We start from the raw sequence: 15,608 nt of genomic DNA, 5'->3' as shown, positions 1-15,608 counted from the left end.
ACGCTGAGTAAAATAAACGTACGGACCGAAAGAATCAGCGCCCGTCGTCGGCCACTCGCACCGAGACGTCGTCGAACACCGCAGTACAGCGACGCTGGGACGCAGTGTCCGAGACTGTCAGTCCGACGTACGCCCGTCCGGACAGTGCGAGCGTGCGCTGGTCGACCGGCTGCCAGGACCGGCCGTCGACCGACACCGAGACCGTCACCCGGTCGCCGTCGAAGGTGAGGCGAAACCAGTCGTGCTGCCCGACGACCGCGTCCAATCGCTGGTTCGTTTCGGCCGTGGTCGCCGCCGTCTGCCAGCGGACCTCGGTTCCGCCTCCGGCCGTCCGCCCCACGGAACCAGAGACAGCGTCCGCCGACAGCGACGACCGGATCGTGAGGCCGGCGGTGCCGTCCGGACCGCCCTCGTCCAGCCGACGGAGCCGAGCCGTCATCTCGACCGGACCGTCGACGGCCGCGTACGCGAACTCGCTTCGCTGCCCCTCGTGGGAACTGCGCCCGCTGGAGAGGGTCCAGCGGTCGCCGTCGACGGCGACACGGCCCTCGAACTGGTCGCTCCCGACGGTGGCCGAGCCGTCGAGCGTGCGGTCCCCCCGCAGTTCGGGGACCTGGGGGCGCTGGGTGACCAGCATACAGTTGCGGACCTCGTAGCGCGCGACGCCGTCTGTGTGGGAGACGCCGAGCGTCCACCCCTGTGCTTCGACCGTCGACCGGACGCTCGGCGACACCGGCTCGGGGTCGTCGCCAGCGGCGTCGGCGTGGGTGTGCTCGACGTAGAAACCGTCGTCGAGCGGTCCCAGATGCACCTCGACGGATCGGCTCTCCCGGCCGCCGTCGGAGCGGTCGTTCGCGGCGACGGCCGTCTCGAAGAACGCTTCGAGGAGCGGCCTGATCGTCGATTCGGGTGCGTTGACGACAGCGTCGTCCGAGAGCGCCACCGACAGCGAGCCTCGACGATCGCCCACGACCGTCCACACGTCCCGAGCGATCGCCGCGATCCGGGCCGTCTGCGTGCGCTCGATGTCGACCTGCTGACCGTCGACGAGTCGTTCGAGGGCGTCGACGAGTTCGGCCATCCGGTCTGTTGCCTCCGCCAGACGGTCGAAGGCCACCTCGTCGCCGGCCCAGGCGAGGTCGAGATAGGCGTCGACGACCTGTAGCGGCGACCGCAGTTCCTGACTGACGTAGCTGGTGAACCGTTCCAGCCGGTCGATCCGGGTCTGCAGCGCGGCTCGGGTCTCGTTGCGCTCCGTGACGGACCGTTCGATGCCGACGACACCGACGATCGAACCGTCCACCCGCCAGGGGTAGATCGTCCGTTCGAGCCAGGCGGCTCCCTCGCCCTGACCGAACCGCTCGACGGCTCCGAGGATCGGTTCGCCGCTCTCGGCGACAGTGAGCGCGTCCCGATGACGGCGTTCGAGCAGCGGCGCGTCGGCGTCGCCTTCGCGTGCCAGCTGTTCGTCAGTCTCGCCCAGCAGCGAATGGTCGCGCTCGTCGGCGTTCGAGGCGGCGAGATACCGTCCGTCCGCGTCCTTGACGTAGATCGTCTCACTCCGTGTCGAGAGCAGTTGCTCGAACGCGTCCGCCAGCAGCGACTCGCTTCGCCTGCGCTCGCCCGACTCGGCACCACTGGCCAGTGCCGTCGCGAACTGGCCCCGAGAAGCCGACGGCGGGACGTAGCGGGCACCAGTGAGACCGACCGCACCGGCGCGGTCGGCCCCGCCGGCCGTGGGGGCGATCAGGACGGAAACGTCGTCGGTGACCTCGAACACGTCGGTCGCGAGATCGTCGCCGCTCCCGTCGGGGAGCGAGTCGCGCGCGAGCAGGCAGACGACGCCCTCGTCGAGCGCCGCGAGCGCCGCCTCGCGGTCGGCCACGAACGCCAGTTCGTATTCCGGGACCACTTGGGCCACCTGTGGCGGGTCGTCGAACCCGACGACGAGGACGGTCGGCTCGCCGTCGAGGTATCGCCGCAGATAGGTCACTACCCGACGTAGGGCCGTTCGGTACGTAAATATGTGGCCCGCGACCCAGTCGACACCTATAGTGGTCTGCCCCGAGAACGAACGACCATGACTACCGTGACGCTGATCGGCTCCCGCCTCGCGACGGCCAGCGAGGAGTTCGTCTATCGCGGCGAGGCAAGCGGCTGTGACGGCTGTCCCTATCGCGACCAGTGCCTCAACCTCACCGAAGGCGTGCGCTACCGGATCACGGACGTTCGCGAGTCGGGACAGGTCCTCGACTGTGCCGTCCACGACAGCGGCGTCAAGGCCGTCGAGGTCGAACCCGCACCGATCAAAGCCAACGTCAGCGCGAAAGGAGCCTACGCCGGGAGTAGCGCCACGCTGGAGGGGCCGTGTCCCTACACCGGCTGTCCGAGCCACGAGTACTGCGAGCCGGCGGGAGCGTCCTTCGACGAGGAGTACCGCATAGACGAGATCGTCGGCGATCCCCCCCACGACTACTGCGGACTGGATCGCGACCTCACGCTCGTCGAGCTGGCACCGCCCGAAGAGCGCAGCGGCCGCTGACAGTCACGCCCGCCGACGCGGATCTGCCGTCGTTCTGTCGACCGGGCAAACGGCGACACGACGCCGTCTCACACTGCCGGCTGTCACTTCGTGAGGATCTTCGCCACCCCGGTGTGGCGAAATCGGTCACAGATGTACAGCCGATCGTATCAGTCGTCACTCCGGAGACTGCCGGTCCGCTCTGCCGTGTAGCCGAACACGTCCTCGTAGCCGTCCGGCGAGAGCAACACCGGGTGGAACGGCTCGTCGGCGACGAGGGGATCGCCGTCGGTGGCGGCGAACGCCTCGCCGGCACCGACCTCCTCGAAGTTGTCCGCGTACACCTCGTAGACCTCGCCCATCGCCTTCGGGATCGGGTCGCCAAGTTCGTACACCGGTACGTCTCTGGGCTCGGTGCGTGACGCCGCTGGCAGCACACCGACCGCCTGGAGGAAGGCCCGCGTCAGCACGACGGCGTTGTCGGCCGCCTGCTCGGAGCCCTGATAGCCACACTCGACTTCGATCGTCGCCGGAATCCCGTCGAAGATCCGCCCCTCGTTCGAGCCGTCCGTCTCGATCACGGCGTCGATCGGGAGGCGCGGGCAGACGCTCCGCGCGAGGTCGTCGATCGTATCTACGAGCGCGAACATCCCGCCGTAGGACCGCGTCGAGTGCAGCGCCAGCGTCGTACAGTCCCCGATCTCCTCGACCAGCCTGGCCGCCAGTCGTTCCTCGCGGGAGCCGTCCGGCGAGCCGGGGAACGATCGGTTCAGGTCGGTGTCGACGTAGCGCTGGCCGCGCTCGATCGCCGCCTCGTTGGCGATCACGAACGCGACCGGTCGCTCGACGGTCGGCGACGCTTCGAGGAGTGTCTCGACCGCGTGGACACCGCAGGGTTCGTCACCATGGATCCCACCCACGACGGCGACCTCGGGATCGCCGTCGCCCAGTTGTTCGACGTACACAGCAGCATGCAGCGGCTCCACGGAGAAATATTACACGCTCGCCGGCCCCTACTCCAGGGACGCGGCGTACTCGAAGTCCCGCTCGCTCGCGGTCGGACACTCGTCGTCCAGCCTGATCTGCCAGCCGTGCAGAGCCGTCGGATCGTCCAGGGCGTCGGTCAACACCGTCCGCACGTCGAGTACGTCGACGCCGTAGTAGTCCGGGGGCGTCCCCTGGAGATACTGCAAGGCGGTCCGAAAGAGGCTCCGCATCCCGTCGTCGTTCTCGAAGTCGAAGTGCTTGTACGCACCCGCGGCGACCTGCACCATCCCGTGGAGGAACGCGCTCTCGGTGGTGCCCTGTCCGTAGTTGTACCACTCCGCTTCGAAACAGTCGTGGGCCTCGTGAAACTCCCCGGCGTTGTAGAGCCGAACGCCGTGGACCACGGCCCCGCGGAGAGTGCCGTGTTCCCACCCGTTCGACGCGCGACGATCCTGGTCCCAGCCCGTCGGGTTCCCGGAAATCGGCGGGGCGACATCGTGATCACGGGTGTGATCGTCCATACCGAGTCCTGGAGTGGCAGGGAGGTAATCCCTCCGCTCGACGGCGGACGCTACGCGAGCGCCGTCCAGTCGACGTGGGCGACGACGAGGACGACGACGCTCGCGACGATCCCGAGCAGGATCGACGCCTGAACGAATGCATAGAGCACGATCGCGCCCGCGACGACCCAGCCCAGGGCACGCTGTCGCTGGCTCGCGAGGAGCGACCCACTCGACTGCCAGCGGTCGCGGGCGTTCGCACACTCCTCGGCGTCCCCACAGTGGTCGTCGAGTGACTCCTCGTTCGCCAGCCGCACCCCGCAGAACGGACAGTACTCGATCTCGGAGGGCATATCCGGCGTCTCCAGTCGACCGGACAAAACAGTTTGGACGCGACAGCGTCGTTCCGTACTGCATATATACTTCCCCACACTGAATCCGAACGCAAGCGTGCGAGGGTAGCCAAGCCTGGAAACGGCGGCGGACTCAAGATCCGCTCCCGTAGGGGTCCAAGGGTTCAAATCCCTTCCCTCGCATGACGCGGCGACACGACACGTGTCGGCGCGGAATGCACTCGGAAGGGTTTGAATCAGGGAAGTCCCAGCGGCCGAACGCAGTGAGGCCGACGGTCTTCCCGTGGTTCAAATCCCTTCCCTCGCACTGGCCGACCGATGTCGCCGTCGGGTGACAATGTTCGCCCGACACGTGAGAACGGTCGGACACGGGCCCACGCGGCCCCTCGCAAACAGTGCAGGAAGATCTGCGAGGGCGTCCCCACGGACGCCCTCGTTGTGAGCGGGGAGCGCAACGCGCGACCCGCGAACGGAGCGATCTTCCCTCGCAAACTTCTACCGAGACGCTTCGAGTAGCCACGCTTGGAAACGGCGGCGGACGCAAGAGCCGCTCCCAGCGTCGTCGTGAACGAAGTGAACGACTGCTTGGAAGACACGCGAGACAGAAGTATCGCCACAGGCAACGGCGGCAAAGAAGCCCACTGTGTCAAGCGTTCGTTTCACCATGGCGTAGATTTAAGCCCGTCGGCGTGGTACATTGTCACATGGCCACGGATCAGCGCGAGCCAACCGGTCTGGACGTGACGCCGCTGGAGAACACGGCGTTCTTCTCCATCGAGACAGACGACGGGTACGTCCGCATCGAACAGTCTCTCGGGAACCAGGTCCTGTACACGCCCGAGGAGGCCCGTGACATCGCGGAGTCGATCCTCGCAGCCGCCGACGAAGCGCCGACGGAGTAGGTCGACGGGGCGGTCGGAAGCGGTGACGCTATTTGTCGGGACGACCGATCTCACGGTATGACAGACGCTCACCACCGAGCGGCGATCGCCGAGCGCGCAGCGCGTGCCGGCGGCGTCGTCGCTCGCGAGCGGTTCCGCGGGTCCTTCGAAGTCGAGACCAAGGCCGACAAGACCGATCTGGTGACGATAGCCGACAGAGAGGCCCAACAGCAGGTCGTCGCGACGATCCGAGAGGAGTTCTCCGGCGACCAGTTCGTCTGTGAGGAGGACAGCCCCCAGCTCGCCGGACCCGAGAGCGACGCGGCCGAAGCGACGCTGGTCGAGAGCGTGCCCGAGTCCGGCCCGGCCTGGATCGTCGACCCGATCGACGGCACGACGAACTTCGTCCGCGGGAATCGGACGTGGGCGACCAGCGTCACGGCGCTTGTCGACGGCGAACCGGTCGGCTCGGCGAACTACCTCCCGGCGATGGGCGACCTCTACGCGGCGGGGCCCGAGAGCGTGACGCGGGACGGCAAGTCGATGCGGGTCAGCGAGGAGGCCGACACCGACGCGTTCCTGGTCGCCGTCGTCAACCGCTGGGAGGACGCGACCGCGTTCGGCGACCTGTGTCGAATCGCCGACGAGGAGCTGGGCGACGTGCGACGGCTGGGCTCGTTCCAGGCGACCCTGTCGCTGCTGGCCGACGGCGGGTTCGACGCCGCGGTCTGTACGCAGTCCGCGAACGCCTGGGACACCGTGGCTGGCGTCCACATGGTCCGTGCGGCCGGCGGGACCGTCACGGACGTCGACGGCGACCGTTGGACCCCGGACAGCGAGGGGATGGTGGCGTCGAACGGTGCCAATCACGGGGCCGTGCTCGACGCCGTCGCGCAGGTCCGAGGGGAAAGCGCCGACTGATACGACCGGCTGGAAATCTGTGATCGATTTCGCCACCCCCGGGTGGCGAAGATCCTCACGAAGTGACAGCCGGCAGTATGAGACCGCCGCTGGAACGCGAGGCGTGGGTGAGAAGCAGATACAGGACCGGAACGCTAAAACGCCCACCTCACGGCGAGACATGCATGGACGCAGTGGCTCGACTGGAATCGAGACTCGACGGCCGCGACCCGCTCCGGCTCTGGGTCGCCTCGTTGGTTGGGCTGGTCGGACTCTTCTCCGGGGCCGCACTGGTGGCCACGCAGACGGTCTGGGACCGATTCGTCTGGCAGTACTTCTGGGGGCCAGTCGCGGCCGATGCACAGGCGGCCCGCTGTGCGTTGCGGGAGGGCAGTACCGTGGAGTTGGTGTTCAGCGCCGACGCCTGTGCGCAGGCCCAGGCCACCGGGACGGCGGTCTACGCCGAGCCGGGGTACACGATCGTCTCGGAGGTCGGCTACATGCTCGTGCTGGTGTACATGCTGGTCGGCGTCTACCTCTTCTTGCAGCGCTACGAGCTCGTCACCGACATCGACCTGTACTACCCGCTGGTTCCGTTCATGCTGCTGGGGGGCTCGCTCCGGGTGGTCGAGGACGCGACCGACGCCGCCGTCAGGGCCGGCGTCGACCCGGCGATCACGTACCCGCTGAACTCCCTGCTGGTCAGTCCGGTCATCTACTTCACGCTGTTCGTGCTGACGCTCGGATCGCTCGTCGCCGTGCGCCGACTGGAACAGGGGGGACAGATCGACGACGGCAACCGCGCTCTGGGCGTCGTCGGCTGGGGCCTGCTCGCGGCGAACCTCTTCTATCTCCTCTGGCTGTCGGTCACCAGAGAGTACGTCACGCTGTACCCCCAGATGGTGACCATCGTCGTCGTCGGTGCGATCGCGCTCGCGTACGTCAACTGGAAGGCGATCGAAGTCGCCTGGCCGGAGCTGACCGACGCGACGGCGTACATCGGCTTCTTCGTGCTCTGGGGGCACGCGATCGACGGGATCGCGAACGTGATCACGGGCGACTGGCTCGACGCGCTCGGGATTCCCGGTGAGTACTTCGCCAAGCACCCGGCAAACCGGATCATCGTCGACGTGACCGAGGCGGTCCAGCCGGCGTCGCTGTCGGCGACGATCGGCACGTCGTGGCCCTTCCTCGTCGTCAAGATGCTCGTCGCGTCGCTCGTGCTGTGGCTCTTTACCGAGGAGTTCGTCGAAGAGAGCCAGCGCTACGCGCTCCTCTTGCTGGTCGCCGTGACGGCCGTCGGTCTGGGTCCCGGAACGCGGGACATGCTGCGCGTCACCTTCGGCATCTAGGCCCGACCGGCAGCCCGCCCGATCGCTCGACCGGCGAGCAACAGCGGAATCCCGCAGACGACCACGGCGATCCCGTAGATCCCGTTCAACACCGCGACCAGCGTGCCGAGACCCAGCGGTCCGAACGGGATGCCCTGCTGGAAGAGCGCGAGAGCGAAGGCCACACAGGCCGTCGCGACGGCGAGCCCACGGCGTCGACGGCCCAGCGCGTACCCCGCTGGCAGGAACGCGAACAGCGCGGCGAACAGACCCAGGAAGACGCGCTGGGACCGAAGGAGACCGGACTGCTGGAATACCGGCAGCACGACGACGGCCGTACCGACGGCAGTCAGGAGTCCCGCGCCCGCGAGAGCGAGGACGTTCCGATAGGACAGCCGGTCGCGGACGGCGGGGACCGACAGCGCGACACCGACGGCGGCGAGGCCGACCCCCGCACCGACGATCGGAACGTCTGCCGTCCCGAGCAACGAGACCGGCGCTGTGGCTACCGTCGCCAGCACGCCGACGACGCCGAGTCCACCGAGAGCGGTGCCCACTTGCTCTGTCGACGCCCCGAAGTCGAAATCGAGCCACGAGACGGCACCACAGAGTGCGGCCACGAGACAGCCGAAAAGCGCCGTCGGGAGTCCGACGAGGACCGCGACGTTCAACGCGACCACCGGGCCGAGCATCGTCAGGATCGCGAGCGAACTCCACACGGCCCCGAGAGCGTCACCCTGCTGGGAGAATGTGACGATTCCGTAGCGGTCGAGGTCGGTCAGGGTCATGCGCGTGCGGTCGGGCGAGACGGTCGCGCCTGGGACGGTCCGTTCGACCGTCATCCCGTCGGGCGCGACGACGGTGAGACGGTCGGCACCGAGCCCGTCCAGAGAGCGGTAGCCGTAGCGTTCGGTGAACGCACCCGAGCGGAGCGTCCCGCCGACAGCGGGCTCGGAGAACTCCGGATCACGGTAACGAAGCGTCAGAACGCCGTCCGACGAGACGTTCGAGCCCAGGAGTGTCACGTCCCACATCGCCCGATCGGCGATCGCCGTCCGCAGGCTCTCGTTGGCTCGGAGCCGCTCGGCCGCGGGCTCTCGGAGCGTGTTTCGCACGGTCCAGGTCGCCGTCCCGTTCTCGGCGACCCGCACGGTCGCAGTACTCTCGACGACAGTCGCCTCGACACCGTGTGCGCCCGCGGTCTCGGCGAACGTCTCGCCACAGGCGTCACAGAGGGGACGAGGCGGCGGCGCACCGATCGCAGGGGCGACAGCGAGCGTGGTCGACGCGAGGAGGACGAGGCCGACGACGGCGGCGAATCTGCGGGAGGGCATATTCTGACATCCGAACGAGGGGATCAATAAAGTACGGGACGGTCAAACGGAGATTCGACAGACCGACGACGACCCGGTCACGCGATCGACACCCGTCGGCACATCTAGGGGAACGGGTGGTGTGGACGGTCGAGTCGCGGCTCGAAGCCGAGTTCGGTCGGGACCGTCTCCGCGCGCTCGCCGAAGAAGGCGTCGCCGAGGAACAGCGGCTGGGCCTCTGGCACCAGCACGCGGACGCCCTCGAAGCCGAGTTCGTCCAGATCCCGCGTCGTCGTCCGCGTCGCGTACGGCGTCAGCCCGGCCTCCGAGAGCGCTGCGACGAGGGCGTCCAGTTCGGCCTCGCCGTCGTCGACGGCGTCTGGACCGACCGCCTCGGCCGGGATGGTCTGGTCGTACGCCAGCAGGTCGACGGCTCGCTCTGGCTTGTCGGCGTACTCACCGATCGCGCCGCTCGCCTCCGCGGCCTGCTCGGGACCCATGCTCCGAAGCTCCATCCAGTTCTGGAGCGCCTCTTCGAGCGCGCCGAGAGCGGCCTGCTCGGGGTCGAGATCGGCCGCCGAGCCGATGGCGAAGCTGGGCCACTCGTCCCGGTGGACGGCGACGGCGACGACGGGCACGTCCACGTCCTGTGTCAGCAGCAGCGGCGTCACCGTCAGTCCCTCCGACGCGGCGCGCTCGTACAGCGTCCCGAACACGTCGTCGTCGACGGTCAGCCCCAGCGGCTCGAACGTCGAGTACCACGACAGCATCGCCGCGTCCCGTTCGATCACCTCGTAGAGCCCGGCCAACAGCGCCTCACAGCCCGACGATCCCAGACCCAGCCCGGTCGTCAGGGGCGGACGGACGCGGGACTCGGTAGGCGGGTGAAAGACGAGTTCGGCGGGCACCAGCGCCGACTCGTCGGTCGCGAGGTTCCGGGCACCGATCCAGTCGAGTTCGGTCCTCGCGTCCGCGTCGGCGTCGTCGGGCGCGACGAAGGCCTCGGGCGCGACCGCGTCGTCCAGCGACGCCGCCGTAGCGGTCGTCGTCTCCGCGGCCGTGTACACGCCGGCAGCGTAGCGCTCGTAGGACTCCCCCAGCGCCTTCATGAACGCCCCGTCCCAGTCGGCCGCGACGCCGGCGGCCTGTCGCGGGGCCGTGACAGCGCTGAACCCCGACGTGTCGGTGAGCTGTGCGAGGTAGTACGGTGCCGGGAACGACTCCGCCTCGCCGACCTGCTGGACGATCCCCACGCGGTCGTCCAGCGCTCGCTCGGCGCGTTCGAGCGCCTGTTCGATGTCGACCGCGGCGTGCGCGCGATCGATCGTCGTGTCGTGCTCGCCGCCACACGAACAGCCCGGCAGCGGGAAGAAGCGACGTTTCTGACGGGGCAACTCGACGACGTGTCCCAGCACCGACGACCCGGCCGCTCCGGGTTCGTCGGCGAGGTAGTCGGCGACGGCCTCTCCGGCGACCGCACCGGCGACACGGCGCGTCGCCGGGCCGGGTTCGTCGACGCCGTCGGCGGCCGCCGTCGTGTTGGCTTCGACGCGACCACGGAGGCAGTCGTAGCACTCCCGGTCGGGATCGAAGCCGGCGATCGACGCCGGGACCGTCGGCTGGCCACCGATACCGCCGATCTCGACCGCGATCCAGGGTGTCCCAGCGTCGAGGGCCTGCTCGCTGGCGGTCTCGAACGTCGCCGCCCCGGTCTCGTCGACGACGACGGCGAAGTCGGCGCTATCGACGGCAGGCGCTTCCCGGTGGTCGATACGCACGTCGAGGTCCTCGAGTGTCGCGAGGAGGCTCTCCGTCGCCGGTCCACTCCCCACAACGTCCACTACCGTACCCATGCCGACGAGTAACAGTAGTCGGGGTAAAAAAGCCTAGGAGGCGATAATGCCCTGCGCGACGCTCGCGAGCTCGTCACTGTCGACCGACTGGAGTCGCTCGTCGCCAAGCATCAGCCGGAGCCGCGGCCGGCCCACGTCGATGGGCACCTTCTCCGTGTCGATCAGGCCCATGTCTTCGAGGGTCGTCTTGGTGCGGGAGAACGTCGCCTTGCTCGCCAGGCCGATGTCCTCGCCCCACTTGCTGATGTCGTAGAGCAGTTCGCCGTTCTTGGCGGCGACCAGCAGACTGATCGTCACCTCGTCGAGCCCGTCGCCGTCGCCGCGTGCGGTCTGGAGCGAGGCGAGCACGCCCTCGAAGTCTGCGGCCGTCTCGGGACCGATGTCGGACTCCAGGGTGTCCATCACGCGGGACATCGCTGGCGTCCGCAGCGAGTAGCTGTCGGCGCGGTCCCACTCGTCGTCGTAGAACGACGAGATGTCGTCGAGGAACGCGTCCTCGTCGGACGTGAGTCCGGCGACCGCGTCACCGGCGTCGATGAGCGACACGACGCTCTCGGAGCCGATCAGCAGCGAGTGGTTCGGAACGTCGTCGAGGATCTTCAGCTCCAGCACGTCGGCCTCGATCAGGTCCGCGGCCGTGCTCGCGACGATGAAGTCGCCCATCTCGTCTTTCAGGGCGCGGTTCTCCGCGAGCAGGCGGACGGCGGGCGGATCCTCGTGTTCGTCCAGCACCGAGACGAGTTCCGAAAGCGTTTCTCTAGAGGGATTAACAACTGTGAGCGAACTGTCTTCGCTGTCCAGTGCTTCGGACAGAACAGTTCTTACGTCGTCTTCGAGTAGGTTCGAACGCATGCTTCTGTTAGACTACTACGATTTTGTCATATTTAATTTTACTGGCCGACTTCGCTTGAATTCGTCTGCAGAGATAATACTGCCACGCCGTCAAGACATAATTGTTGCCGGTACCGGTTGGGGGACAATGACAGACGGGGCGGCCACGTCGGCGGGCGAGCGACGAACGCCCGAGCGCGGAGCGTCCCCGTGGGCGATCAGAGTTCCTCGACCAGTTCCTCCGACCAGTGGAAGTCACCGTCGTAGATCACGGGCAGGGACTTGGCGGCGAGGACCTCGCGCAGCTCCGCCCCGCTCACGGTCTTCTCCAGCGTGTCGCCGTTGAGAATCTCTCTGCCGTCGAAGGGGAGGTCGTACCGGTCCCCGTTGGACTGAGCCGTCAACATCTCGCAGCTGACGGTGTAGCGCTCTCCCGTCTCGGCGATCTTGACGACGGCGGGCTGTTTGGGACTGGGCAAGAGCGCGTACGTCCCGTCGCCGACGACGGCGTAGTCTTTCCCCATCATGATCCGCCGACGGGCGAGCTGGAGCGCCCGCTCGATGCTGAAGCCGTGGACGAGCAGCCGCGCGAACGCGGTCCCGACCTTCGCGGCCTGCTGGTCGAGCACTTTCTTGAAGGTAACACCGCCCGCGATCGAGCCGCGCTCGACCAGCGAGAGCCCCTGGTCGTAGGAGCCACAGGCGTTGAGGAAGAACGTCTGCGTGTTCGACTCCTCGATCTCGGCTACGTCGAGCGTGCCGTCCGTACACCGCAGCCCGCCGTCCTCGCAGTGCCCGATGTAGTGGACGAAGTCGTTTTTCGCCTCGAACGTGGCCGCCAGTTCGGCGCGGTCGAGCCGTGACTGGATCGTCACGTCGATCGGGAGATCGGCGGCACGCTCCTCGTAGATGTCGGAGACGATCTGGTGTTCCTCGCACATCGCGTCGTCGTTGAGGACGACGCCGACCTGGAGCTGGTCGTTGCTGCGGTGTCGGTACTTGCCGCGGTTGTGGTACGCTTTCGGGAGCGGCTTGAACGCGTGGATCGGCGTTCCCGGCGCGAGCCACGCGTGGAGCTGTCCAGCCTGTAGCTCCGGTTTGAGCACGCCCGACGTGGCGGTCTCGCCGCGTGCGGTGTAGGCGTCCGAGAGGGTCTGTTCGAGCAGTTCGTCCTGGTCGAGCTCGGTCGCGCGCGGGAGATAAACGAGGCTGAGTCGGTCCAGCAGGAAGGGGAGACACGTGATCCGACCCGGCGTCGGCTTGGCGTACGTCGACAGGTGCCAGTCGGGCAACAGCGCGTCCAGATTCCGCTCGGACAGCGAGAGACACTGTTCGAGACGGGCCGCAGGGTCGAGCTGGCACAGCGCGTCCAGATCGATCGGGAGCTGCTGGAGTCCGGCGCTGGACGCCCGATCGGGCGCGACCCGGCGAGCCTGACAGTCGAGGAAGAAGGCCCGTCGAAGGAGCTGCGCACACTGGTGTTGGAAGCCGGGGAGATCGTCGAACTCGTACCGAATCGAGGGGTCGTCGGCCCGTAACACGGGGGCGTCGCAGTCGGTTACCTCGACGGTCGCGCCGAGATAGTACGCGAGCGGCGCGGCGACGAAGAGTCGATCCAGTTCCGGCGGCACCAGGAACTCGATCCCGGTCTCTGGCGTCTCGGCGGCGACGGCCGACGGAACGCTCGTCTCCGATCCCAGCTCCAGCAAGGGCGGGTGTGCCCTGAAGCTCGGGTGGGACCTGACGGGAGCGGTCGTGTGGTGGGCGGCCGCCAGGTGGGTCAGTCCAGTGGCGAGTCCGGACGGCGTCGGTTCGATCGTGATTCGACCCGGTCCGGCCCGGTTGCCGGAGGAGCCGCCGACGGTCACCGTCGTCGGCTCCCAGAACGAAACGACGAACTCCTCGCCGGCCGGCTTGACCGACGCAGGTCCCGGAAACCGGAGGTAGCTCGTCGGCCCGTGGGCCGACGCCCCCGATCGACTGCGGCACCTGAGGAGGTACTCGCCGTCGGGGAGTTCCGTCGGGGTCGTCACACGGTACTGGGCGTCGAGATCGAGTGCGGTCACCGTCACGTCGGAACACGGGATCGAGAGCCGATCGGCCTCGCCCTCGAAGCACTCGTCGATATCTCTCGGAATCGCAGACGACGACGCCTCGCTCAGTCGATTCAGCTGGGCACACAACGCTGGAAGTCCGGCCGGATCGGTCCCTTCGAACCCCCCCGAAGCGTCCGACTCGGCCGACCGGTCTCCGGCGTATGTCACCCCCCAGGTAGACATACAGCATGGTATGTGTGCCTCGCCTACATAATGGTTGCTGGTCGCGTGCCAGAGTGTCGCATACGATACCAGTGTGTGAACGGCCCACAGGTGCGCGCCGGAAAGGTAGATTATTGACGGCCGGACCGTACGGTTCGAGTATGCACTTCGACCATCTGGAGTCGGCCGATCCCGACGTCGCCGCCGCGCTGACGGACGAGGTCGACCGGCAGAACGACACGCTCGCCATGATCGCCTCGGAGAACCACGTCAGCGAGGCCGTCCTCGAAGCGCAGGGCTCGGCGCTGACGAACAAGTACGCCGAGGGATACCCCGGCGAACGCTACTACGGCGGCTGTGAGCCCGCCGACGAGATCGAGGAACTCGCGATCGAACGAGCCCAGGAGCTGTACGGTGCCGACCACGTCAACGTCCAGCCACACTCCGGTTCCCAGGCCAACATGGGCGTCTACCTCGCGGTGCTCGATCCCGGCGACAAGATCCTCTCGCTGGACCTGACCCACGGCGGCCACCTCTCGCACGGCCACCCCGCGAACTTCGCCGGCCAGGTCTACGAGGTCGAGCAGTACGAGGTCGACGCCGAGACCGGCCGCCTCGACTACGACGAACTCCGGGCACAGGCCGAGGAGTACGACCCCGACATCATCGTCTCGGGCTACTCCGCGTACCCCCGTACCGTCGAGTGGGAGCGCATCCAGGAAGCTGCCGACGCGGCCGACGCCTACCACCTCGCGGACATCGCACACATCACCGGGCTGGTCGCCGCAGGAGTCCACCCCTCGCCGGTCGGCGTCGCCGACTTCGTCACCGGATCGACGCACAAGACGATCCGCGCCGGGCGTGGCGGCATCATCATGTGCGACGAGGCGTACGCCGACGATATCGATTCGGCGGTGTTCCCCGGCATGCAGGGCGGCCCCCTGATGCACAACGTCGCCGGCAAAGCGGTCGGCTTCGGCGAAGCGCTCGAACCGGAGTTCGAGGAGTACGCACAGGCGACCGTCGACAACGCGAAGGCACTGGGCGACCGTCTGCAAGAGCACGGCCTCGATCTGGTCTCCGACGGCACGGACAACCACCTCGTCCTGATCGACCTCCGACCGTCCCATCCGGACACGACCGGCAAAGAGGTCGAGGAGGCCCTCGAAGAGGCGGGCATCGTCCTCAACGCCAACACCGTCCCCGGCGAGACGCGCTCGGCGTTCAACCCCTCGGGCATCCGCGCGGGCACGCCCGGCCTCACGACGCGGGGCTTCGACGAGGACGCCTGCGAGGAAGTGGCGGACCTCATCTACGAGGTCGTCGACGCACCCGACGACGAGGACGTGATCGCCGAGGTCAGTGCGCGCGTCGACGAACTCACCGACGAGTTCGACCTCTACGGCGAGGAGAGCGAAGGGCTGGTTTACGAGTAGCGCGAGAGCCTGAGCGTAGCGAAGGGTCTCGTTTTTGCGAGCGGGAACGTGGTGACACGCGAGTAGCGAGGGGCGCGACCGAAGGGAGCGGCCCTCTGTAATGCGAGCGGGAGTGAGCATAGCGAACGACACGCGAGTAGCGAGAGCCTGAGCGTAGCGAAGGGTCTCGTTTTTGCGAGGGCGCAGAGAACTACGACACGCCCACTCGACGGCACCGTTCACGCGCTCTGAGACGGTCGAGGTGTCCGAGGGCGTGCCCTGTGTCGTCGTCCGAAGTCACGACCAGAGCCATGGCTACGGCGGCCAGGCGAGGATCGTGAACGTCGACACCGGGCAGGCGAGACATGTACAGCAGGGTGGTGACGGCGAGGCGTTCGACGACGGCGACTGTCCGTGATCGACGGCGCTGTTGACTGTGTCGACACTGTCATAGGAGGGCTTTTG

At 67.6% G+C, this 15,608-nt stretch carries 14 protein-coding genes and 1 tRNA gene; 7 read left to right on the top strand and 8 right to left on the bottom strand.

Annotated elements, in window-relative coordinates:
- Positions 1-34: 34 nt before the first annotated feature.
- Entirely contained in the window at positions 35-1,993 is a 1,959-nt protein-coding gene (locus tag IL252_RS10455) for a PAS domain-containing protein (protein WP_208627952.1), read from the bottom strand.
- Between the two features lie 87 nt (positions 1,994-2,080).
- Between IL252_RS10455 and IL252_RS10450 the strand changes: the two genes are divergently transcribed.
- Positions 2,081-2,542 (top strand): UPF0179 family protein, encoded by a 462-nt coding sequence (locus tag IL252_RS10450; RefSeq protein ID WP_208627951.1) that lies wholly within the window; start codon positions 2,081-2,083, stop codon positions 2,540-2,542.
- A gap of 149 nt (positions 2,543-2,691) precedes the next feature.
- Here the strand turns inward: IL252_RS10450 and IL252_RS10445 are convergent, their stop codons facing one another.
- Genes IL252_RS10445 through IL252_RS10435 form a run of 3 tightly spaced genes read right to left on the bottom strand, consistent with a single transcriptional unit; the run spans position 2,692 to position 4,361 of the window.
- A complete protein-coding gene (locus IL252_RS10445) occupies positions 2,692-3,486 on the bottom strand; it encodes a succinylglutamate desuccinylase/aspartoacylase family protein (RefSeq protein ID WP_208627950.1) in 795 nt (264 codons plus the stop codon).
- A gap of 48 nt (positions 3,487-3,534) precedes the next feature.
- Positions 3,535-4,029, bottom strand: coding sequence for a DUF309 domain-containing protein (locus tag IL252_RS10440; RefSeq protein WP_208627949.1), 495 nt, complete (start codon positions 4,027-4,029; stop codon positions 3,535-3,537).
- 50 nt (positions 4,030-4,079) lie between these two features.
- Positions 4,080-4,361 (bottom strand): DUF4187 domain-containing protein, encoded by a 282-nt coding sequence (locus IL252_RS10435; protein WP_208627948.1) that lies wholly within the window; start codon positions 4,359-4,361, stop codon positions 4,080-4,082.
- Between the two features lie 99 nt (positions 4,362-4,460).
- Between IL252_RS10435 and IL252_RS10430 the strand changes: the two genes are divergently transcribed.
- The 4 genes from IL252_RS10430 (at position 4,461) to IL252_RS10415 (ending at position 7,494) form a co-directional block, all read left to right on the top strand.
- Positions 4,461-4,544 (top strand) — tRNA-Leu (locus IL252_RS10430).
- 521 nt (positions 4,545-5,065) lie between these two features.
- Complete coding sequence (locus IL252_RS10425; protein WP_153553377.1) at positions 5,066-5,263, top strand: hypothetical protein; 198 nt, start codon at positions 5,066-5,068, stop codon at positions 5,261-5,263.
- 57 nt (positions 5,264-5,320) lie between these two features.
- Positions 5,321-6,163, top strand: a complete 843-nt coding sequence (locus IL252_RS10420; RefSeq protein ID WP_208627947.1) for an inositol monophosphatase — start codon at positions 5,321-5,323, stop codon at positions 6,161-6,163.
- A 164-nt stretch (positions 6,164-6,327) separates the two neighbouring features.
- On the top strand, positions 6,328-7,494 hold the full coding sequence (locus IL252_RS10415) for a DUF63 family protein (protein WP_208627946.1): 1,167 nt from the start codon (positions 6,328-6,330) through the stop codon (positions 7,492-7,494).
- Here the strand turns inward: IL252_RS10415 and IL252_RS10410 are convergent.
- From IL252_RS10410 to IL252_RS10395, 4 genes are all read right to left on the bottom strand, one after another.
- Positions 7,491-8,807, bottom strand: coding sequence for a hypothetical protein (locus tag IL252_RS10410; protein ID WP_208627945.1), 1,317 nt, complete (start codon positions 8,805-8,807; stop codon positions 7,491-7,493). The two genes, IL252_RS10415 and IL252_RS10410, sit on opposite strands and share 4 nt — an antisense overlap.
- A gap of 104 nt (positions 8,808-8,911) precedes the next feature.
- Positions 8,912-10,639 carry a YcaO-like family protein gene (locus IL252_RS10405; protein WP_208627944.1) on the bottom strand — a complete coding sequence of 576 codons (1,728 nt, stop codon included), beginning with the start codon at positions 10,637-10,639 and terminating at the stop codon, positions 8,912-8,914.
- 33 nt (positions 10,640-10,672) lie between these two features.
- The gene (locus IL252_RS10400; RefSeq protein WP_153553382.1) at positions 10,673-11,491 is read right to left on the bottom strand and encodes a transcriptional regulator TbsP; all 819 of its coding nucleotides are present in this window, start codon (positions 11,489-11,491) and stop codon (positions 10,673-10,675) included.
- A 197-nt stretch (positions 11,492-11,688) separates the two neighbouring features.
- Positions 11,689-13,749, bottom strand: a complete 2,061-nt coding sequence (locus IL252_RS10395; RefSeq protein WP_208627943.1) for a hypothetical protein — start codon at positions 13,747-13,749, stop codon at positions 11,689-11,691.
- A 140-nt stretch (positions 13,750-13,889) separates the two neighbouring features.
- Between IL252_RS10395 and glyA the strand changes: the two genes are divergently transcribed.
- Together glyA and IL252_RS10385 are read left to right on the top strand one after the other, a co-directional pair.
- Positions 13,890-15,164, top strand: coding sequence for a serine hydroxymethyltransferase (gene glyA, locus IL252_RS10390; RefSeq protein ID WP_208627942.1), 1,275 nt, complete (start codon positions 13,890-13,892; stop codon positions 15,162-15,164).
- 172 nt (positions 15,165-15,336) lie between these two features.
- Positions 15,337-15,561, top strand: a complete 225-nt coding sequence (locus tag IL252_RS10385) for a hypothetical protein (RefSeq protein ID WP_244257044.1) — start codon at positions 15,337-15,339, stop codon at positions 15,559-15,561.
- Positions 15,562-15,608: the final 47 nt, after the last annotated feature.

This window comes from Halomicrobium sp. IBSBa, from assembly GCF_017612575.1.
GTDB lineage: Archaea > Halobacteriota > Halobacteria > Halobacteriales > Haloarculaceae > Halomicrobium.
The sequence above is the reverse complement of the archived record's forward strand: the minus strand, read 5'-3'. Positions and strand labels throughout refer to the sequence as shown.

Coding starts and splice junctions, on each gene's coding strand:
- IL252_RS10450 (WP_208627951.1), top strand. CDS start 2,081: ATGACTACCGTGACGCTGATCGGCTCCCGCCTCGCGACGGCCAGCGAG.
- IL252_RS10440 (WP_208627949.1), bottom strand. CDS start 4,029: ATGGACGATCACACCCGTGATCACGATGTCGCCCCGCCGATTTCCGGG.
- IL252_RS10435 (WP_208627948.1), bottom strand. CDS start 4,361: ATGCCCTCCGAGATCGAGTACTGTCCGTTCTGCGGGGTGCGGCTGGCG.
- IL252_RS10425 (WP_153553377.1), top strand. CDS start 5,066: ATGGCCACGGATCAGCGCGAGCCAACCGGTCTGGACGTGACGCCGCTG.
- IL252_RS10420 (WP_208627947.1), top strand. CDS start 5,321: ATGACAGACGCTCACCACCGAGCGGCGATCGCCGAGCGCGCAGCGCGT.
- IL252_RS10415 (WP_208627946.1), top strand. CDS start 6,328: ATGGACGCAGTGGCTCGACTGGAATCGAGACTCGACGGCCGCGACCCG.
- IL252_RS10410 (WP_208627945.1), bottom strand. CDS start 8,807: ATGCCCTCCCGCAGATTCGCCGCCGTCGTCGGCCTCGTCCTCCTCGCG.
- IL252_RS10405 (WP_208627944.1), bottom strand. CDS start 10,639: ATGGGTACGGTAGTGGACGTTGTGGGGAGTGGACCGGCGACGGAGAGC.
- IL252_RS10400 (WP_153553382.1), bottom strand. CDS start 11,491: ATGCGTTCGAACCTACTCGAAGACGACGTAAGAACTGTTCTGTCCGAA.
- IL252_RS10395 (WP_208627943.1), bottom strand. CDS start 13,749: ATGTCTACCTGGGGGGTGACATACGCCGGAGACCGGTCGGCCGAGTCG.
- glyA (WP_208627942.1), top strand. CDS start 13,890: ATGCACTTCGACCATCTGGAGTCGGCCGATCCCGACGTCGCCGCCGCG.